This is a genomic window from Promicromonospora sp. NPDC057488 (genome assembly GCF_042802395.1).
GTDB lineage: Bacteria > Actinomycetota > Actinomycetes > Actinomycetales > Cellulomonadaceae > Promicromonospora.
In genome coordinates, this window is record NZ_JBHVEG010000029.1 from 32,778 (window position 1) to 52,916 (window position 20,139).

Annotated in this window: 17 protein-coding genes and 1 riboswitch; of the genes, 15 read left to right on the forward strand and 2 right to left on the reverse strand. The window is 74.2% G+C overall.

From position 1 onward, the window contains the following. The first annotated feature begins 15 nt into the window (after positions 1–15). From ACFU5G_RS08620 to ACFU5G_RS08685, 14 genes are all read left to right on the forward strand, one after another. Entirely contained in the window at positions 16–1,602 is a 1,587-nt protein-coding gene (locus tag ACFU5G_RS08620; protein ID WP_377242752.1) for an alpha/beta hydrolase, read from the forward strand. Positions 1,603–1,702: 100 nt separating this feature from the next. Continuing rightward, a riboswitch (SAM riboswitch) is annotated at positions 1,703–1,814 on the forward strand. Positions 1,815–1,841: 27 nt separating this feature from the next. Then, positions 1,842–3,011: an LLM class flavin-dependent oxidoreductase gene (locus ACFU5G_RS08625; protein WP_377242754.1), complete on the forward strand. Its 1,170-nt coding sequence runs from the start codon at positions 1,842–1,844 to the stop codon at positions 3,009–3,011. Positions 3,012–3,067: 56 nt separating this feature from the next. After that, on the forward strand, positions 3,068–4,717 hold the full coding sequence (locus ACFU5G_RS08630) for an ABC transporter substrate-binding protein (RefSeq protein ID WP_377242756.1): 1,650 nt from the start codon (positions 3,068–3,070) through the stop codon (positions 4,715–4,717). Further along, positions 4,714–5,715, forward strand: coding sequence for an ABC transporter permease (locus ACFU5G_RS08635; protein WP_377242758.1), 1,002 nt, complete (start codon positions 4,714–4,716; stop codon positions 5,713–5,715). Before ACFU5G_RS08630 ends, ACFU5G_RS08635 begins: the two co-directional genes overlap by 4 nt. After that, complete coding sequence (locus tag ACFU5G_RS08640; protein WP_377242760.1) at positions 5,712–6,581, forward strand: ABC transporter permease; 870 nt, start codon at positions 5,712–5,714, stop codon at positions 6,579–6,581. Before ACFU5G_RS08635 ends, ACFU5G_RS08640 begins: the two co-directional genes overlap by 4 nt. After that, a complete protein-coding gene (locus tag ACFU5G_RS08645) occupies positions 6,578–8,278 on the forward strand; it encodes a dipeptide ABC transporter ATP-binding protein (protein ID WP_377242762.1) in 1,701 nt (566 codons plus the stop codon). The genes ACFU5G_RS08640 and ACFU5G_RS08645 overlap by 4 nt, the downstream gene beginning before the upstream one ends. After that, positions 8,275–9,348, forward strand: a complete 1,074-nt coding sequence (locus ACFU5G_RS08650; protein ID WP_377242764.1) for an alpha-hydroxy acid oxidase — start codon at positions 8,275–8,277, stop codon at positions 9,346–9,348. The genes ACFU5G_RS08645 and ACFU5G_RS08650 overlap by 4 nt, the downstream gene beginning before the upstream one ends. Then, entirely contained in the window at positions 9,345–10,826 is a 1,482-nt protein-coding gene (locus ACFU5G_RS08655) for an LLM class flavin-dependent oxidoreductase (protein ID WP_377242766.1), read from the forward strand. Before ACFU5G_RS08650 ends, ACFU5G_RS08655 begins: the two co-directional genes overlap by 4 nt. Further along, positions 10,823–12,172: an NtaA/DmoA family FMN-dependent monooxygenase gene (locus ACFU5G_RS08660; protein ID WP_377242768.1), complete on the forward strand. Its 1,350-nt coding sequence runs from the start codon at positions 10,823–10,825 to the stop codon at positions 12,170–12,172. The genes ACFU5G_RS08655 and ACFU5G_RS08660 overlap by 4 nt, the downstream gene beginning before the upstream one ends. Before the next feature lie 32 nt (positions 12,173–12,204). Continuing rightward, positions 12,205–13,632: an MFS transporter gene (locus tag ACFU5G_RS08665; protein WP_377242770.1), complete on the forward strand. Its 1,428-nt coding sequence runs from the start codon at positions 12,205–12,207 to the stop codon at positions 13,630–13,632. A 99-nt stretch (positions 13,633–13,731) separates the two neighbouring features. Beyond that, the gene (locus tag ACFU5G_RS08670) at positions 13,732–13,896 is read left to right on the forward strand and encodes a hypothetical protein (protein ID WP_377242772.1); all 165 of its coding nucleotides are present in this window, start codon (positions 13,732–13,734) and stop codon (positions 13,894–13,896) included. Further along, positions 13,896–15,050, forward strand: a complete 1,155-nt coding sequence (locus ACFU5G_RS08675) for a YeiH family protein (protein ID WP_377242774.1) — start codon at positions 13,896–13,898, stop codon at positions 15,048–15,050. The genes ACFU5G_RS08670 and ACFU5G_RS08675 overlap by 1 nt, the downstream gene beginning before the upstream one ends. Positions 15,051–15,073: 23 nt before the next feature. Beyond that, positions 15,074–16,105 (forward strand): LLM class flavin-dependent oxidoreductase, encoded by a 1,032-nt coding sequence (locus ACFU5G_RS08680; RefSeq protein ID WP_377242776.1) that lies wholly within the window; start codon positions 15,074–15,076, stop codon positions 16,103–16,105. A 61-nt stretch (positions 16,106–16,166) separates the two neighbouring features. After that, on the forward strand, positions 16,167–16,892 hold the full coding sequence (locus ACFU5G_RS08685; RefSeq protein WP_377242778.1) for a FadR/GntR family transcriptional regulator: 726 nt from the start codon (positions 16,167–16,169) through the stop codon (positions 16,890–16,892). Here the strand turns inward: ACFU5G_RS08685 and ACFU5G_RS08690 are convergent. Further along, on the reverse strand, positions 16,877–18,046 hold the full coding sequence (locus ACFU5G_RS08690; protein ID WP_377242780.1) for a mandelate racemase/muconate lactonizing enzyme family protein: 1,170 nt from the start codon (positions 18,044–18,046) through the stop codon (positions 16,877–16,879). The genes ACFU5G_RS08685 and ACFU5G_RS08690 overlap by 16 nt on opposite strands. A 285-nt stretch (positions 18,047–18,331) precedes the next feature. Between ACFU5G_RS08690 and ACFU5G_RS08695 the strand changes: the two genes are divergently transcribed. Continuing rightward, complete coding sequence (locus tag ACFU5G_RS08695) at positions 18,332–19,669, forward strand: GntP family permease (RefSeq protein WP_377242782.1); 1,338 nt, start codon at positions 18,332–18,334, stop codon at positions 19,667–19,669. Between the two features lie 17 nt (positions 19,670–19,686). Here ACFU5G_RS08695 and ACFU5G_RS08700 read toward each other — a convergent pair whose 3' ends face one another. After that, entirely contained in the window at positions 19,687–20,097 is a 411-nt protein-coding gene (locus ACFU5G_RS08700; RefSeq protein ID WP_377242784.1) for a barstar family protein, read from the reverse strand. Between the last annotated feature and the right edge of the window lie 42 nt (positions 20,098–20,139).

A 20,139-nucleotide genomic window follows, 5' to 3' on the forward strand; every position in this document is an offset into this window, starting at 1 on the left:
GCTAACTTTCCTGGCATGGCTATGCTAAATAAAGCTCCGACCCGACCACTTCCACTGCGCGCGCTGGCCGCCGCCGCGGCCGCGGCCTCGCTCGCCCTCCTCGCCGCGTGCGGCCCGGGGGCCCAGCCACCGTCCGGGTCGCCGTCGTCCTCGGCGAGCGGCGATCTCGGCCAGTTCCTCGACCAGGCCCCTGAGTGGGGCACGTGCGTGGACACGGCGACCACCGCCGCGGACGCCGCCCTGTTCGCTCATCCGGACCTGGAGTGCGCGACCGTCGAGGTGCCGATCGACTACGCCGAGCCCCAGGGGGACACCGGGCAGATCGCGATGCTGCGCCTGCCGGCCACGGGCGAGCGCCAGGGGTCCCTGCTGGTCAACCCGGGCGGGCCCGGCGGCTCGGGCAACAACTTCGTCGCGCTGCTCCGGGAGCGGTGGCAGGCGACCGCGGTCGCGGAGCACTACGACATCGTCGGCTTCGACCCCCGCGGGGTCGGCGCGACCACACCGCGTGCGGAGTGCTTCACCGACAAGGAGTACGACGAGGGCGCCGGGTTCCGCATCGGCGCCGTCTACGACATCACGAGCGCGGACCAGGCGGCGGCCATGGCCCAGCGCTGCGTCGAGGGCACCGGCGGCACCAAGGCCCTGACGAGCATCAGCACGATGAACACCGTGCGCGACATGGACGTCATGCGGGCCGCGCTCGGCGACGAGAAGCTGAGCTTCCTGGGCTACAGCTACGGCTCCGAGCTCGGCGAGCTGTACGCGAAGACCTTCCCGGAGAAGGTGCGGGCCGTCGTGATCGACGGCGCCATCGCGCCCGACCTCACAGCCACCGAGTTCCGGCTGTCGCAGTACGTGGCCATCCAGGCCTCGTTCGACGACCTCGCCGCGACCTGCGCCGAGGCGCCCGACTGCGTGCTCGGCAGCGACCCGGCGTCGGCGTCCGACCGCTTCCGCGCGATCCTGGAGCCCCTCGCCGACGACCCCGCGCCCACCGCGGCGGGGCGTGACGTCAGCGTCCACGACGCCTACACCGCCATCGTCGGCGCGCTGTACGCCGAGGCGCACTGGCCCGATGTCCTCACGGCGCTGGAGGAGTACGAGGCGGGCCGGGCGGACGCGCTGCTGGCGCTGCGCGACAGGTACTTCGGCAGGGGCGCCGACGGCGCCTACGGCCTCGACTTCGACTCGAACGTCGCCACCCGCTGCATGGACTGGCCGACGCTCACCCCCGAGGAGACGACGGCCCTGGCTCGCGACATCGCCGACGTCGCGCCCATCTTCGACCTCGACGCCTTCACGCGGGTGCACCACCACGAGTGCGAGGGGTGGCCCGAGCGGGCCGAGGCGGAGGAGCCCACGGCCGCCGCCGAGATCCCGCCGACCCTGGTGGTCTCGGTGACGGGCGACCCGGGCACCCCGCACGAGGGCGGCGTCGCGATGGCCCGCGAGCTGGGCGGCCACCTGCTCACCGTGCACGGCAAGCAGCACGGCGCCTACCTGCTCGGCGGGAGCGACTGCGTCGACGACGCGGTCGAGAGCTACCTGCTCGACCTCGAGACGCCGCCGGACGGCGCGGAGTGCAGCCTGCCGTCCTAGATCCACTATCCGAGACGTCCGCCGGAATCGTTGACGAAGGTCCGTTCCGTCCTTACATTCCCGGCCGTCGACGTGCCACAGGGCACGCCGACGGTCATGTGGTCATGAGTCCCGACGACAAGCCCCGGCTGGTCGGGCAGCAACCCTCCTTCGCGGCGGGGTGCTCCGGGTGACGACCAGGCCGCGCGCTCGTCGTGCGGCAAGCGCGGACCGAGCCCGGCTCGGAGGACGGAAGAACGATGAGCACCAGCACGCCACGCCTGCACTGGTACCTGCCGACGGCGGGGGAGTCCCGCGACGTCCTGCGCGGCGGGACGAACGTCCACCGGATCGACGGCGAGGCGCCACGCTCGCCCTTCCGCCCGCCCACCCTGTCCTACCTGACCCAGGTCGCCCTGGCCGTGGAGGAGGCGGGGTTCGACTCCGTGCTGGTCCCCACCGGCTCCTACTGCGAGGACCCGTGGGTCGTCGCGTCGGCGCTCGCGGCGGTCACCCGGGACCTGCGGTTCCTGGTGGCGCTCCACCCGCGCACGACGACGCCCGCCTACACCGCCCACCGTGCGGCCACGCTGCAGCGGGTCTCCGGCGGGCGCCTGGCGCTCAACGTGGTCACCGGCGAGCCCGGGGCCGAGGCCTGGCTGCACGGCGACCTGGGCGACAAGGCGGACCAGTACGCCCGGACGGGCGAGTTCCTCGACATCTACCGGGCCCTGTTCCGCGGCGAGACCGTGGACCACGAAGGCCGGCACTACACCGTCCGGGAGGGCCGGCTGGAGCGCGCGAACGGGCGCGGCCTCGGCATCCCGGACACCCCCGAGGTGTGGTTCGGCGGGTCGTCCTCCTACGCGGGCGACGTCGCCGCGCGGCACGCCGACGTGTACCTGTCCTGGCTCGAGCCGCTGGACCAGCTCGCCGGGAAGATCGAGTGGATCCGGGGGCTCGCCGCCGCCCAGGGGCGCACCGCGCGGTTCGGCGTCCGCGCCTGGATCCTGGTCCGGGACACGCACGAGGAGGCCGAGCGGGCCGCGCTGGCGCTGCTCGACGGCGTGGACCCCGCCACGCAGGCCAGGCTCCGAGAGTCCCTGCTGGCCCGGCAGTCGGTCGGCCAGCAGCGCGGCCAGGCCCACCTGGCCGCCGCGGACGTCACCCGCCCGGAGAGCCTGTGGGTCGCGCCGGGCATCTGGGGCGGCTTCGGCCTCGTGGCCGGCGGCCCCGCGCTGGGCTTCGTCGGCTCCTCCGACGACGTCGCCGCGCGCTTCGAGGAGTACCGCCGGCTCGGGGTGGAGGAGTTCATCGTCTCGGGCTTCCCCAACCTCGAGGAGACCCGCTGGGTCGCGGACGGGCTCGTGCCCGCCCTGCGCCGGCGCGGCACCTGGACCGAGCCCGCCGCGCAGCTCGTCACCGCCTGACGGCGGCCCGCCGTCCGACCCCCTTTTTCCCTGCCGTACGAACAGGAAGCACAGCCATGCCCTTGACCCGCTCCGCCCGCCTCGCGGCCCCCGCCGCCGCCGTCGTCCTGACCCTGTCCCTCGCCGCCTGCTCGACCGGCTCCGCCGCCTCCACGGGCGGGGCGTCGCCGGCCGGCGACCCGGTCGCCGGCGGGTCGCTGACCTGGGGCGTCAGCGTCGAGCCCGTCTGCTACAACCCGCAGCGCTCCGGCCAGCAGAACTCGTACCCGATCATCCGCAACTACGCCGAGTCGCTGGTGGGCAAGGCGGCCGACGGCAGCTACACGCCGTGGCTCGCCGAGGAGTGGGAGATCTCGGACGACGAGACCGTGTACACGTTCACGCTGCGCGACGGCGTCACCTTCTCGGACGGCACGCCGCTGACGGCTGACGTCGTCAAGCAGAACTACGACGCCATCACCGCCGAGGACTCCACGCTGAACAGCCGCGCCGCGTTCGCGGCGTACGACCACGCCGAGGCCACGGACGACCACACGCTCGTGGTGACCCTCGCGCAGCCCGACGCCGCGTTCCTCGACTCCGTTGCCTCGATCGGGGCTTCGGTGCTGGCGCCCGCCTCCCTGAAGGCGGACGGCGACCTGTGCCAGCCCACCGACGAGCTGGTCGGCACCGGCCCGTTCACCGTGGCCGACTGGACCGCCGGGCAGGAGATCAGCTTCGACAGGCGCGACGACTACGACTGGGCGCCCGGCTACGCCGAGCACACCGGCGCCGCCTACCTCGACGACGTCACCTACCGGTACCTGCCCGAGGCGACCGTCCGCACCGGCGCCTTGACCGCCGGCCAGGTCGACGTCATCGAGAACGTCCAGGTCACCGACACCACCGTGTTCCAGGACGCCCCCGGCTTCCAGTACCTGACCGGCCCGACGACGGGCACCGCGTTCAGCCTGAACATCAACACCCGCATCGCCCCGGCCGACGACGTGCGCGTGCGCCAGGCCCTGCGCGACGGCTTCGACCTCGACGCCCTGATCGAGAACCAGTACCTCGGCACGGTCGAGCGCGCGTACTCCAGCCTCGGGCCGGACAGCCCGTACTTCGACGAGGACCTCGTGGGCTCCTGGGGCAACGACGTCGACGGCGCCAACGCGCTGCTCGACGAGGCCGGCTGGACCGACCGGGACGACGACGGCTACCGCACCAAGGACGGCGAGCGCCTCACCATCAAGGTCGGCTACCCCGAGCCGTACGTGCGCGACGAGCGCGACGTGCTGCTCCAGGCCATCAAGTCGCAGCTCAAGGAGAACATCGGGCTGAACCTGGACGTGCAGATCATCACCGGCGCCCTGTGGAGCGACCAGACCGCCAAGGGCACCTGGACCGTCTACCCGAACACGCTGCCGACGGCGGACCCGTCCAACCTGTTCCGCAGCATCTTCTCCAGCGAGGGCTTCCTCTACACCGCCGCCGAGCCGGACCTGGTGCTCGACGACGAGGTGGCGGCCAGCCGCGCGTCGCTCGACCCGGCGGAGCGGAAGAAGGCGCTCGACGAGATCCAGGCGACCGTCGTCGACGACGCGCGGTACGTGCCGCTGTACCACCCGGTGTACACGGTCGCGGCCAAGGACACCGTGCACGGGCTGGCCTTCGAGCCGCAGCTCGACTCCCCGGCCGGCTCGTACGACGTGTGGGTCCAGCCGTGACGAGCGCCGCCGTCGAGGTGCAGGAGGCGGCCGGGCCGGGCGCCGGCCCGGTCGCTCCTGCTGCGGGCCCGCACCCCGTCCTGCGGCGCCTCGTCACCCGGGTCGTCACGGGCGTCGTGGTGCTGTGGGCCGCCGCCACGGTCGCGTTCTGGACGCTCCAGCTCGTCCCCGGCTCGGTCGCCGACATCCTGGCGGGCGACCTCGCCGACCCCGAGCTGCGCCAGGCTCTCGTGGCCGAGTGGGGGCTCGACCGGCCCGCGTTCGCGCAGTACCTCGACTTCCTCGGGCGGCTCGTGCAGGGCGACCTCGGCACGTCCTACGTGCAGCGGCAGCCCGTGCTGGACGTCATCGGCGACCAGCTCGGCTCCACCGTCGTGCTGACCCTGACCGCGGGCGTGGTCGCCGTGCTGCTCGCCGTGGTGCTGTCCACGGCGACGGTCGGCCGCCCGCGCGTGGTGCGCGGCTTGCTGTCCACGGCGGAGCTCGTCCTCGTCTCCGTCCCGGTGTTCTGGTCCGGAATCCTGCTGCTGATGGTGTTCTCGTTCGGCCTCGGGCTCTTCCCCGTGGCGGGCGGCACCGGCGCCCAGTCGCTCGTGCTGCCCACGGTCGCGCTCGCGCTGCCGACGGCGGGCCTGCTGAGCCAGGTGCTGCGCGAGTCGATGGAGCGCACCGTGCTGGAGCCGTTCGCGATCACGGTGCGCGCCCGCGGCGTGCGCGAGTCGCTCGTGGTGTGGCGGCACGCGCTGAAGCACGCGCTGCTGCCCGGTATGACTGTCGCGGGCAGCCTGGTCGGCGGCCTGCTGGGTGGCGCCGTCATCACCGAACAGGTCTTCGGCCGCCCGGGCCTGGGCCAGGTCACCCTGCTGGCGGTGACCAACAAGGACGTCCCCGTGGTGCTCGGGGTCGTGCTGCTCGCGGCGGCGGTCTACGTCGCCGTCTCCACCCTGCTCGACGTGCTCTACGCCGTCGTCGACCCCCGGCTGCGAGGTGCTCGATGAGTGTCCCGACCCTGCCTGTCGTGCGGTCGCGCCGCCGTGTGCCCCCGGCCGCGGTGCTCGCCGCGGGCGCCGTCGTCGCCTTCCTCGCGCTGCTGGTGATCGCGCCCGGTCTGTTCACGCGGCTCGACCCGTTCACGGGCGACCCGGCCGCGGGCCTGCGCCCGCCGTCGGCCGAGCACCTGTTCGGCACCGACCGCCTGGGGCGCGATGTGTGGACGCGCGTCGTGCACGGCGCGCGCTACTCCGTGCTGATCGGCCTGGCCGCGACGGCCATCGCCGTCGTGGCCGGCACAGTGGTGGGCGTGGCCGCCGGCCTGTCCGGGGCGTTCCTCCAGGGCCGCGCCGGGCGGGTGCTCGACGAGGGCCTGACCCGGCTGCTCGACGTGCTCTCGTCGTTCCCGGCCATCCTGCTGGCCATGCTGGTGGTCACCTTCACCGGCCCGGGGGTCTGGAACGTCGCCGTCGCCATCGGCATCGCGGGCATCCCGCTGTACGCGCGGGTGGTGCGCAGCCAGACGTTCGTCGTCACGCGCGCCGACTACGTGGCGCACGCCGCCGTGCACGGCCGGGGCCGGTGGGCGGTGCTGCGCGAGCACGTGCTGCCCAACGCCCTGACGTCCGTCCCGGTGCTCGCCGCGATCGACGTCGGCACGTCCGTGCTGGCGGTCAGCGGGCTCAGCTTCCTGGGGCTCGGGCCGCAGCCGCCCATCCCCGAGTGGGGCGTCATGCTCGCCGAGGCCCGCGACGTGCTGCGCGTGGCCTGGTGGGCAGGTGTTTTCCCCGGTGTGTTCATCACCGGGACCGTCATCGCGTTCACCGTGCTCGGGCGCTGGCTCCAGGCCCGCACGGACGGGAGGGAGTCATGAGCAACGTCCCGCTGGTCACCGTCGAGGACCTCACCGTCGACTTCGCCACCGGCCCCGGCCGTCGCGCCCCGCGGACCGCGGCCGTGCGCGGCGTGTCCTTCGCGGTGCGGCCCGGGGAGTGCGTGGCGATCGTCGGCGAGTCCGGCTCGGGCAAGAGCGTCACGGCCCGGGCGCTGCTCGGCCTGGCCGGGCCCCGCTCGCACGTCACGGCCCGCCGCCTGGAGATCGACGGCGAGGACGCGACCGGGTTCACCGAGCGGCGCTGGCGGCAGGTGCGCGGCGGCCGGATCGGCATGGTGCTGCAGGACGCGCTGGTCTCCCTCGACCCGCTGCGGACCGTCGGCGCGGAGATCGGCGAGGTGCTGCACACGCACCGGGTGGTGCCCCGGGGTGCGGCGCGCGAGCGGGCGGTCGAGCTGCTCGGCTCCGTCGGCGTGCCCCGGCCCGAGGTGCGCGTCGAGCAGTACCCGCACCAGCTCTCCGGCGGGCTGCGGCAGCGGGCGCTCATCGCGTCGGCCATCGCCGCGGACCCGCGGCTGATCATCGCCGACGAGCCGACCACCGCCCTCGACGTCACCGTCCAGGCCCAGGTGCTGGACACCCTCGCCGAGCGGGCCGCGCAGGGCTCGGGGCTGCTGCTCATCTCGCACGACCTCGCCGTGGTCGCCGGGATCGCGGACCACGTGCTCGTGATGCGCGACGGCGTCGTCGTCGAGGCCGGGCCCGCGGGCGAGGTGCTGGGCGCCCCGCGCGAGGCGTACACCCGGGCCTTGCTGGACGCCGTGCCGTCGGCGGCCTCGCGTGGGCGGCGGCTGGCGCCGGTTCCCGGCGTCGGGCCGGACATCGTTCCCGACGCTGGTCCGGCTGCTGACGGTGCCGTCGTCGTCGCGCGCGAGGCCCTGCCCGCGCGGACCGCCGACCCAGCCCGCACCGTCCTGGAGGCCCGCGGCCTGTCGAAGTCGTTCGGCGGCGGCCGCCACGGCCGCACCCTCGCCGTGGACGACGTGTCCTTCCGCCTCGGCGCGGGCGAGACGCTCGGCATCGTCGGGGAGTCGGGCTCGGGCAAGAGCACCGTGGTCAACCTGGTCCTGGGCTTCCTGGAGCCCGACGCCGGCGAGGTGCGCGTGCTCGACGAGCCGTGGGTGCCGCTCCCCGAACGGGCGCGCCGGCCCCGGCGCGGCCACGTCCAGCTCATCTCGCAGGACCCGCTCAGCTCGTTCGACCCGCGCTGGACCGTGGGCCGGGTGATCGGCGAGTCCACGCTGCGGCTCGGCCTGTCCGCCGACGAGGCTCGCGGCCGCGCCGTCGGGCTGCTGCGCCGCGTCGGGCTGGACGAGACGATCCTCGGCCGCCACCCCCGGTCGCTGTCCGGCGGGCAGCGGCAGCGGGTGGCCATCGCCCGCGCGCTGGCGCCCGAGCCCGAGGTGCTCGTGTGCGACGAGCCGACCAGCGCGCTCGACGTCTCCGTCCAGGCCCAGGTGCTCGACCTGCTCGCCGAGATCCAGGCCGAGCGCGGCACGTCGCTGGTCTTCGTCTCCCACGACCTCGGCGTGGTGCACCACGTGGCCGACCGCGTGCTCGTGCTGCGCGACGCGCGCGTGGTCGAGGAGGGGGAGGTCGACGACGTCTTCCGGAACCCCAGACACGAGTACACCCGGCAGCTCGTGGCCGCCCTGCCCGAGGCGGTGGACGCGTGACGGCCGCACCGGACTGGGCCGGCACCGACCAGATCGCCGTCCGGGAGGCCGTCGAGGCGTACGTCCACGGCGGCCCCGGCGACGGCGCGACCGTGCGCGCCAACGTCGCGGCCTGGGAGGCGCTGCCGCTGCGCCCGCGGGTGCTGCGCGACGTCACGCACGTGGACACCGCGATCGAGCTGCTCGGCCTGCGCGCGCCCGTGCCGGTGCTCGCCGCGCCCTGGGCGGGCCACCAGCTCGTCCACCCCGACGGCGAGGTCGCCACCGCCCGGGGGCTGGCCGCGGCCGGGCTGCCGATGGTGCAGTCCGCCGGCTCGTCCGTGCCGGTCGCCGACGTCGCCGCGCACTCCGGCCCGTTCTGGCAGCAGGTCTACGTGCCCGACGACCGCACGCTGATCGACGGCTTCCTCGACCGCGCGGTCGCCGCCGGGGCCACGGCCCTGGTCCTCACCGTCGACCACCCCGCGGTCGGCAACACGCTGCCGTTCCGCGCGGGGCTCGCCCGCCTCGCGCCGTCCGACGGCCGCCCGCGCGTCGCCGCGAACTTCCCCGACGTCGCCCCGGGCACCCCGCTCGGCACGGCCACCGACCTGGGCCCGCGCGACGTCGCGCGCCTCGCCGCGCGCACCGGCCTGCCCGTCGTCGTCAAGGGCGTGCTCCGCGCCGACGACGCCCGCACCGCCGTCGACGCCGGGGTTGCGGCCGTCGTCGTGTCCAACCACGGCGGCCGCCAGCTCGCCGGATCCGTCACCACCGCGCACGCCCTTCCCGAGGTGGTCGACGCCGTCGACGGGCGTGTCCCCGTGCTGGTCGATGGCGGCATCCGCCGCGGCGAGGACGTGGTCCGGGCGCTCGCGCTCGGCGCCCGCGCCGTGCTCGCCGGGCGGCCCGTGGCCCGCGCGCTCGCCGAGGGCGGCGCCGACGGCGTCGAGCGCTGGGCCCGCGACACGATCGAGGACGTGCGGCGGGCGCTCGTACTGTGCGGGGCGCCGACCCTGGACTCCGTGGGGCGCGACCTCGTCGGCGATCCCTTCGGCAGTCCCGTCACCACCTACCCGGGAGAGAGATGACCACCTCACCGCCTGTCACCTTCGTGCGCGCCGGCTGGAACGACCCCCGCGTCGTCGCCCTGCGCGCCGCCATGGACGCCGAGGTGGCGCCCCGGTACGTGGACGTCCCGCGCGGTGAGGGGCCGCCCCCGGTCGACGTCGCCGACGTCGTCGCCACCGTGCTGGCGCTCGCCGGCGACGATCCCGTCGGCACCGCGGCGCTCAAGCGCACGGGCGCCTACGCCGAGGTCAAGCGCGTCTTCGTGGCGCCCGCCGGCCGCAACCGGCGGCTCGGCGCACGGCTGCTGGCCGCCGTCGAGCAGGTCGCGCGGGAGGCCGGGTACACCGAGGTCCACCTGCAGACGGGCTACCTCCAGCCCGACGCCCACCGACTGTACGAGCGCGAGGGCTGGCGCCCGGTCGCGCCCTTCGGCCCCTACGAGAAGGACACCGTGATCAGCCGCTGCTACGCCAAGTCCCTGACCCCGCTGCTCGTCGCGGCCGCCCTGCCGCCCGTCACCGACACCGACGCAGCGATCGCGTCCCTGCGCGCGCTCGACGCCGCCGGGGTGGACCTCGCGCTGCTCGACGACGACTACCTCGCAGGTGCCGTCGACGCGCCCACCATCGCGGCGGCCGCGGCGTCCCGCACCGCCCGGATCGCCCTGGTCCCGCGCGTGCGGGTCACGCACACCGAGCCGTTCCACGTCGCCAAGGTGGTGCAGACCCTCGACTGGACCAGCGGCGGGCGCGCCGGCTGGCTCGTGGGCGTCTCCCTGTCCGACGCCGAGGCGGCCGCGTTCGGGCGCCGCACCGCACCCGACGCGGCGGAGGCCTGGGCCGAGGCGCGCGACGTCGTTGACGTGGCCCGCCGCCTGTGGGACTCGTGGGAGGACGACGCCGAGATCCGCGACGTGGCCACCGGCCGCTTCGTGGACAAGGAAAAGATCCACTACGTCGACTTCGAGGGCGAGCGGTTCTCCGTCAAGGGCCCCTCCATCGTGCCGCGCAGCCCGCAGGGTCAGGTACCGGTCGTGGTCGAGGTGAACGGCGCGGACGACGACCCGGCGCTCGCCGTCGCCGTCCAGGACGCCGACCTCGTCCGTGTGCACGCCGGAACCGACCTTCACGACGCCGTCACCAGGGTGCGCGCCGCCCTCGAGGCGGCCGGCCGCCCGGACGTGCCCGTGCTGGCCGACCTGGACGTGACCGCCCTCGCCGCCGCCGAGCCCCCGGCCCCGCACGCCGCCCACCCGGGGGAGCGCCTGGCCGGCGTGCTCGCGGGCTGGCGCACCGCGACCGGCGCCGACGGCGTCGTGCTCACCGGGGCGGTCGCCGACGTCGAGGCCGCCGCCCTGGTGGCGGCACAGGTCCAGCCCGAGCCTCCGGAGCCTGAGGACCCCGCACCCGCCGTCGGACCCACCCTCCGGGACCGCCTCGGCCTGCCCCGTCCCGCCAGCCGCTACGCCACCCAGCCCGAGCAGGAGACCGCACGATGACCGCCACCCGGCCCGACGGCACCCGCACCGACAAGCGCCGGGTGCACCTCGGCGCGCACTTCCCGGGCGTCAACGCCACCACGATCTGGTCCGACCCGCGGTCGGGCAGCCAGATCGACCCCGCGTCGTTCACGTACCTCGCGCGGGCGGCCGAGGCGGTGTTCTTCGACGTCTTCTTCCTGGCCGAGGGCCTGCGCCTGCGCGAGCACGCCGGGGAGATCCACGACCTGGACGTCGTGGGCCGCCCGGACTCCCTGACCCAGCTCGCCGCGCTCGCCGGGGTCACGGAGCACATCGGCCTGGTGGCGACCCTGAACACCACGTACAACGAGCCGTACGAGCTGGCACGGCAGCTCGCGTCGCTGGACCTGGTCTCGCACGGCCGGGCGGGGTGGAACGTGGTGACCAGCCACGACGCCTTCTTCGGCGCCAACTTCCGCCGGGGCGGCTACCTCGCGCACGCCGACCGGTACGCGCGCGCCGAGGACTTCCTCGCCACCGCCGTCGAGCTGTGGGACGCGGCCGCCACGAGCGAGACCGTGACGCACCGCAGCCGGTTCTTCGACGTGCAGGCCCGGCCGGCGACGCCGCGCGCCCCACAGGGGCGGCCCGTGGTGCTCCAGGCGGGCGTGTCGCCTGAAGGGCGGGAGACCGCCGCGACCTACGCCGACGCCATCTTCTCCCCGTTCGCCGAGCCGAACGCCGGGCGCGACTTCTACGCCGATATCACGGCGCGGCTGGCCGCCCACGGCCGCGCGGAGGACGACCTGAAGATCCTCCCGGCGGCGACGTTCGCGCTGGGGGACACCCACGAGGAGGCGGTCGAGCGCTCCCGGCACGAGCGGCGGGCGCAGGTCAGCCCCGCGACGGCCGTCCGGTACGTCGAGACGGTCTGGGGCCGCCGGTTCGACGGGCTGGACGTCGACGGCGAGCTGCCCCCGCTGTCCGACGTCGTCGAGGGCGTCGAGCTGACCGCCGGCCGGGCCACGGCGCACCGCGACTCCCGGGCGCAGGCCGCCGACCTGCACGAGCGCGCGCAGGCCGGGGGCCTCAGCGTGCGCGACGTCGTCGTGGAGGCCACCACTCGCGGCAGCCAGCTCGTGGGCACGGCCGCCGAGCTGGCCGCGGAGATCGACGAGCACGTGCAGTCGCGGGCCAGCGACGGCTTCATGCTCGTGCCGACCATCACGCCCACGGGCCTGGACGAGGTGTTCACCGACGTCGTCCCGCTGCTGCAGGAGCGGGGTGTGTTCCGCACCCGGTACGCGGGGGACACCCTGCGGGACACCCTGGGCTCGCGGACGCCCGAGCGTGCCGACGTCGCGAAGGAGGCGGCATCCGCCTGACCCGTGCGCCCGGCGCGCGGCGCCCCGAGCAGGTGCGTCGCGCCGTCCTGGTGGTGTGCGTCGCCACCGGCTTCACCACCCTGCTCGACTCGGCGATCCTCACCGTGGCCGCCCCCGTGCTGCGCGCCGAGCTCGGGGCCGGCACGGCGCAGCTCCAGTGGATCCTCGCGGGCTACTCGCTCACGTTCGGGCTCGCGCTGGTGCCGGCGGGCCGCCTGGGCGACGTCGTCGGCCGCCGCACGCTGCTCGTGACCGGGATCGCGCTGTTCAGCGCCTCCAGCATCCTGGGCGCCACCGCGCACGACGCCGACACCCTCGTGGTGACCCGGCTGCTCCAGGGGGTCGGTGCGGGGATCGCGAACCCGCAGGTGATCGGCCTGATGCAGGACCATTTCACGGGTTCGGCCCGGGCCCGGGCGCTCGGCGCGTACGCGACGGCCGGGGCCTTTGCCGCCGTCATCGCGCCGCTGGTCGGGGGCGCCTTGCTGGCGCTCGCCGGGCCGGGCACGGGCTGGCGGCTCGTCGTCGGCGTGAACATCCCGTTCGCGCTGGTGGTGATCGCGCTGGCCCTGTGGCTGGTGCCGCCCGGGCGCGGCCGGGCCACCGGGGCGCCGGGCGTCGCCCGCCCGGGCCTGGACCTGGTGGGCCTGACCCTGATCACCCTGGCCGTCCTCGCGCTGCTCACGCCGTTCCTGCTCCAGGACGTCCCCTGGTGGCAGCGCGCGGCGGTCGCGGCCCCGCTGCTCGTGGTGGTCCCCGCGCTGCTCGCCTGGGAGCGGGGCTACGCCCGGCGCGGCCGGACGCCGGTGCTCGCCCCCGCCCTGGTGCGCTCGCCCGGGTTCGTGCTCGGCTGCCTCGTCGCGACCTGCACGTTCGGACAGGCCCTGGGCTACTCGGCGGTGCTCATGCTCTTCCTGCAGGACGGCGCCGGGCTCAGCGCCCTGGCGGCCGGGCTGGTCGTCACCCCGGGCGCTCTGCTGTCCGGCCTGGCCGGCGCGGTGTCCTGGCGCCTGCTGCGGCGCTGGGGGCGCCCGGGCGTGACCGCTGTCTTCACCGTCAAGCTCGTCGCGACCGCCGGCACGCTCGCCGCCGTGCTCACGGTGCCGGAGCCCGCGCTCGTGCCGGTCCTCGTGGCCTCCCAGGTGCTGACCGGCGTGCTCAGCGGCCTGACGGCGTCGCCCAACCAGGCGCTCACGCTGGAGCACGCCCCCGCGGGCCAGCACGGCGTCGCGGCCGGTGCCCTCCAGCTCGTCCAGCGGGTCAGCGCCACGGTGTGCATCGCGGCGCTGACCGGCGCGTACGTGCTGCTGTCGGCGTCGGGGCCGGGGGGAGCGGGCGCCGACGGCGGGCACCGGGCCGCGCTGGCCGTCGCCACCGCCGTCGTCGTCGGGCTCGGGGCCGCGGCCCTCGCCGCGAGCGCCGCCGACACCGTCGTGGCCCGCCGTCGTCTCGCCCACTGAGATGGTGTCCGACCACTCTTGTCGGGTTTGTCGGGTCTGGCTACCTTCCGCGGCACGTCGCCCCGCGACGGTCGTCCTTCCCGAAGGGAGCTCCTCCGTATGTCCGACAACAACACCCCCGGCCCCGGCCCCGAGACCAGCCCCGTCACCGTGGCGTCGGTCCGCCGCGTCCACCTGTCCGAGGACTGGCTCGCCACCGGCGTCGGCCTGGCCCTGGTCGGCCTCGGCCTCCTCGGCCTCATCCCCGAAGGGCTGGTGCCCTGATGAGCGCAACGGCCCGCCCCGAGGCGAGCGACCCGGGCGACGCCGCCCTGGCCGGCTCGCCCGTCCAGACCGGCCGGCGCCAGGGCGCCCTCTGGGTCGTCGCCGGCCTCGTGGTCCTGCTCGGGATCGCGTGGCTCACCCGCTTCCTGGAGCAGAACGTCCCCGTGTGGCTGGAGGACACCGCGCTGGGCGGCATCGCCAAGTCGGTCGAGTACCCGGTCTACGCGATCGCGCTCGGGCTGCTCGGCAACCTGGTGCTGTCCCTGACCGGCGTCCGGGACCGGCTGGCCGCCGCGTTCCGCACCGAGTTCTTCATCAAGACGGGCCTGGTGCTGCTCGGCGCCACCGTCAACCTGGCACTCATCGTCACGGCGGCCGGCCCGGCCATCGCGCAGGCGTTCGGCCTCATCGTGCTGGTGTTCGGGTTCACCTGGTGGCTCGGCGGGCGGCTCGGGATCGACCAGAAGCTGCGCGCCCTGCTGGCCTCCGCGGTCTCCATCTGCGGCGTGAGCGCGGCGATCAGCGCCGCCGGGGCCGTGCAGGCCAAGAAGGAGCAGCTCGCCTACACGGCGAGCATCGTGATCATCTTCGCGCTGCCCTCGATCTTCGTGCTCCCGGCCCTGGCCGAGGCGCTGAACCTGTCCCCGGCGGTGGCCGGCGCCTGGATCGGCGGCAACATCGACACCACGGCGGCGGTCACCGCGGCGGGGGCGCTCGCGGGCGACGACGTGCTTGCCGTGGCGGCGATCGTCAAGGCCACCCAGAACGCGCTCATCGGGATCGTCGCCATCGCACTGACCGCCTGGTTCGCGTACCGGGTGGACCGCACCGAGGGTGCCCCGCGGCCGCGGGCCTCCGAGCTGTGGACGCGGTTCCCGAAGTTCGTGCTCGGGTTCCTCCTCGCGTCCATCGTGGCGACCGTCTACGTGAACGCCGTCGGCGCCGACGCGTCGGCGGACAACATCGCCGTCCTGAAGTCGCTCAGCACGGTGTTCTTCATCATCGCCTTCGTGTCGATCGGCCTGGAGTTCAAGGTGTCGGCCGTGCGCGAGGCGGGCTGGCGCCCGCTGGTCGTGTTCGGGGCCGCCGCGGTGTTCAACCTCGTGGTCGGGCTGGCGCTGTCCAGCGTGCTGTTCGCGGGCGTCGAGGTGTAGGCGGGCCGTGGTTCACTGACCCCGTGACTCGACCGCTGCGCAAGCTGGGCTTCCTGACCATCGGCCTGTTCGACCCGGACGACCCGCGCGCGGGCCACGAGTCGACCCTGCGGCTGATCGAGCTGGGGGAGCAGCTCGGCCTAGACAGCGCCTGGCTGCGGCACCGCCACCTGCAGCACGGCATCTCCTCGCCGGTGGCGGTGCTGGCCGCCGCGACGCAGCGGACCAGCCGCATCGAGCTGGGCACCGCCGTCACCCCGCTGGGCCTGGAGAACCCGTTCCGGCTGGCCGAGGACCTCGCCACGGTGGACGTGCTGTCCGGCGGCCGCCTCAACCCCGGCGTCAGCGTGGGCCCGCCCATCCACTGGGAGCACCTGCGCGACCACCTGTACCCGACCACGTGGCAGCACGAGGACTTCTCCAAGGCGCGCGTCGAGCGGCTGCTGCACAACCTCGCAGGCGGCGCGGTCTCCACGTTCGAGGGCACCGAGGGCATCGAGACGTACTCGACGCACATCCAGCCGCACTCGCCCGGGCTGCGGGACCGCGTCTGGTACGGCGCGGCCTCGGCGTCGTCGGCGCAGTGGGCCGGAACGGCGGGCCTGAACCTGCTGACCTCCTCGGTGCTCGACGCCGGGGACGCCGCCGACCCCGACTTCGCGACCCTCCAGCGCGAGCAGATCGACCTGTTCCGTGCCGCCCACCCGGCGGGGGAGCAGGCCCGGGTCTCGCAGGGCCTCGTGGTCATCCCCACCGACGGCGCGACGCCGGAGCAGGTCGCCCGCTACGAGGCGTACGCCGCGGCCCGGCTCCCGCGCACGCAGGCGCCCGTCGCGGCCGGGCCGCGGCGCATGCTCTTCGCGCCCGACCTGGTGGGACCCGCCGAGCAGCTCGCCGAGCGGCTGAGCGCCCACGCCGGGTTCCAGGCGGTCGAGGAGGTCGCGTTCGCGCTGCCGTTCACCTTCGACGAGCCCGACTACGTGCAGATCCTCACCGACCTGGCCACGCGGCTGGGACCGCTGCTGGGCTGGGCGCCGGGGGCGGCGTCGGACTGACGGCGGCCTGGCGGAACGTCTAAACTCACCTAGGCGTCGTCGAGTACAGGAGCGAACCGAGTTGGCCACGAGTGAACGGGTCCCGCGCAAGAGGCTGTCCGACCGGGTGGCGGACCAGCTGGAGGCGCTGATCGTCGCAGGAGACTTCCCGGTCGGCACCAAGCTGCCGGCCGAGCCGGATCTCGCGGCCCGCTTCGAGGTCGGCCGCAGCTCGATGCGCGAGGCGGTCCGCACGCTCGAGGCGGCGGGCTACCTGCGCAGTACCCACGGCAGTGGCGTGTACGTCACGAGCGACCGGTCCAGCCGGGTCGGTCCGCTCGACCTGACGCTGGCCGGCGGGTACACGATGAGCGACCTGTTCGAGGTCCGGATCGCCATCGAGACCACCACCGCGGAGCTGGCGGCCCGCCGGCTGACCGACCACCACGACGAGCTGCTGCAGTCGATCCTGGTCTCGGCGGGGGATCCCGAGACCACGCAGGACGAGTTCGTCCGGCTCGACGGCCGCTTCCACCGGCAGGTGGCGGAGGCCAGCGGCAACCCGCTGCTCCTGCTGGTCTGGGACTCGTTCGCGGCCCAGCACGAGGAGTACTCGCTGAAGGTGATCGGCATGCCGGGCCGCCGCGAGCGGGCGCACGCCGACCACGTCGCCATCGCGGAGGCCATCGCGGCCCGCGACCCCGAGCGGGCAGGTCGGCTCGCGGGCGAGCACGTCCGCACCGTCCAGCGGGAGCTCAAGTCCGGCTCCCCGCAGGCGAAGGGGCCGTCCGCTCAGGACGTCCGGTAGCGCTCGACGACGTCCAGGTCGACCTCGATGCCGAGCCCTGGTCCGGTGGGGACGGCAACATGACCGTCGGTCAGCATGAACGGCTCCACGAGGAGGTCGTCGCGCAGCGGGTTTGGCGTACGGTCGAACTCGATCACGGGCTCGTTCTGCAGCGGGACGGCGCGGAAGGCGAACGGGGTGAGGGGAAGCGCGGCGCACACGTGCAGCCCCGCGCTCAGCGCGACGCCGCTGCCCCAGACATGCGGCACGGTGCGCAGGTTGTACGCGGAGGCCAGCGAGGCGATCCGTTGCACCTCGGAGATGCCGCCGGCCACGCAGATGTCGGGCTGCACGATGTCGACGCAGCCGTCAGCGATGAAGTCCCGGAACCCGAAGCGCGTGTACTCGGCCTCGCCGCCCGCAACGGGGACGTCGATCGCGGCCCGCACACGGGCGTACCCGGCACGGTCCTCCGGGGGTACGGGCTCCTCGAAGAACTCGAACCCGGCGTCCTCCAGCACACGGCCCATGGCCACCGCTGAGCTCGACGTGTAGGCGTGGTTGGCGTCGGCCAGCAGGCTGAAGTCGTCGCCGAGAGCCTCGCGGACGGCGGCGACGCGCCGCGCGTCCTCGCGCACAGGTAGCAGCCCTACCTTCATCTTGAGCATCGAGAACCCGGACTCCGCGTAGCGGGACACCTCGTCCCGCAGCGCGGAGAGGTCGCGGGCGGGGTCGAGCTCGGTGTGCCGGTAGTAGCCGCCGGTGCCGTAGGCGGGGACGCGCTCCCGGAACCGGCCACCCAGCAGGGTGGAGACAGGTGCCCCCAGGTATTTGCCGGTCAGATCCCACAGCGCGATATCGATGGCGCTGATGGCCTCGACGTAGGTGCCCTTCTGGCCGAAGTCCCGCGTGGCGGAGTACAGGTGCTCCCACACCACGGCGGGGTCCGTTACACCCAGCTCCAGCAGTCGCGGGCCCAGGACCGACTCGATCGCCGCCTGTACCGGCTCGGCGGGACCGTACTGCCCGCCCTCGCCCCAGCCGACGACGCCGTCGTCGGTGGTCAGGCGTACCAGCAGGCTGTTGCGCTCGGGGAACTCCGCCTGCGAGGAGTAGAAGCGGTCGGCCCCCAGGGGCACCTTCAGCACGAACGTCTCGACCCGATCGATCTTCATCTCGCTCCTCTGCTCGGAGGCCGACGGGCGTCGCGCCGGCCTGGGAACGACGATAACAGGTCATCTGAGGACTTCGATCGCCAGTCAATCGCCCATCAGGCATTGCAATCTGGCGATTTATGGTGAGTTGACGCTCTGCCCGGACGGCGGCTACGGTGCAAGTCATCTGAGGAGTCACCAGGGTCCAATGGCGGATCGCCCGATGGCAGCCATCGTCACCCGACCCTCAGCGGATCCCTCAACCGGGGCGCCCGAGGGCGGCCCCCACCACGGAAGCAGGTGGCGATGGTGTCGGCAGCATGGCTGATCATCGACTTCGTTCTGGTCTTCGTGGCGATCGCGCTGCTGATCGTCCGGCTCAAGCTCAACCCGGCGCTCGCGCTGCTCCTCGGGACGATCGTCCTGGGGATCACCACGGGCATCCCCCTCGACGACGTGGTCGCGGGGATCAACGAGGGCTTCGGGTCCCTCATGGCCGAGGTCGGCCTGCTCATCTCGCTCGGTGTCGTGATGGGCCTGCTCATGTCGAGCTACGGCGCGGTCCAGCGGATCGTGGGCGGCATCCTCAAGGTCTTCGGTACGCGGGGGTCGCCCTACGCCTTCGGTCTGACGCTCTCGACCGTGACCCCGGCGATCTACTTCGACGTCCTGCTGGTCCTCGTCGCGCCGATCGCCCGCCGGGTCGCCCGGATCACCGGGCGGCCCGTCGCCTCCCTGGCAGGGCCGGTCTCCATGGGCCTCGCGGCCGGGAACGCCCTGGTGATCCCGGGTGCCGCGATGCTCGCCTACCTCGGCACCCTCTCCCTCTCGCCGAGCGACCTGCTGGTCCCCGGCTTCCTCGTCGCCGTCCCCTCGGTCGCCCTGGCGATCTTCCTCTACGTCGGTGCGATGGAGCGCCTGCGGTGGTGGAACCCCGCGCGGGACGAGGAGGCCGTCGACGAGCAGGTCCTGGTCGAGGCCGAGCCCGACGAGACCCGGCTGCCGTCCATGCCGGTCGCGCTGGCGCCCGTGCTCGTGGTGCTCGTGCTCATCGTCGCCGCGATCGCCGCGCCGCTTGCCGGTGTGGAGAACGCCGTCGTGCAGTTCGTCGGCAGCCCGGTCGTCGCGCTGCTCGCCGGCGCCCTGACCGCCCTGGTCATCACGGCGCTCCGGTCGGGTCTGGCCGGCCAGGCGGACGTGGTGAACAAGGCCCTCGAGACTGTCGGCACCATCCTCGTGGTCACCGCCGTGTCCGGCTCGCTCGGTCAGATCATCGCCGGCACCGGCATGCAGGACGTCCTGGCGAACCTCTTCGAGGCGAACTCGGCGCTCCCGCTGCTGGCCGTGTGGTTCATCGCGGCGGTCATGCGCATGGCCATCGGCGGGCAGACCGTGGCGGGCATCACCGCGATCAGCATCATCGCCCCGCTGGTCGACGGGCTCGGCCTCAGCCCGGTGCTCGTGGTCCTCGCCGCCGGTGCGGGCGGCATCTTCGGCGGTCAGTTCAGCGACAACGCGTTCTGGATGCTGCGCAGCCTGTTCGGCCTCTCCACCCGCGGCACGCTCAAGACGTACACGCTGGGCCAGTCGATGCTCTCGGTGATCGCGCTGCTCGCCGTACTGGGCGCCGACGTCTTCGTCTGACGGCGGTGGGACGGCCCTCAGGCCAGCTCGAGCAGCACCCCGTCGGCCGACTCCCGGCCGCCCGGCCCGTGCTCGCGGATGATCGCGACGATCTCGTCGAACAGCGTCGGGCCCTCGCCGCGGCGCGCGGCGTCGAGCCGGGCCGTGAAGGCCGCGCGGTTCGACGGGTCGACGTCGGGCAGCAGCCGTTCCAGCCGGCGGGCGGTCTCCGGGTGCCCGAGCGTCGTCCGCGACGTCTCGGAGCCGGTCCACCGCAGGACCCAGCCGCCGTCGGGGGTCCCGTACCCGCCGCGGAGCACGTCGTTGAGGGCGTCGAGGTTGCCGCGCCAGACGTACCCGCTCAGCAGGCGGGAGAACTCGCGGGCGAAGCCGTCGAGGTCGCCGGACCGCGATCCGTCGACGACGAGCACGGGCAGGTCACGGGTCATGTCTCGAGGCTATCCGTCCCGTTCCGGGCCGGACCCGTGCGC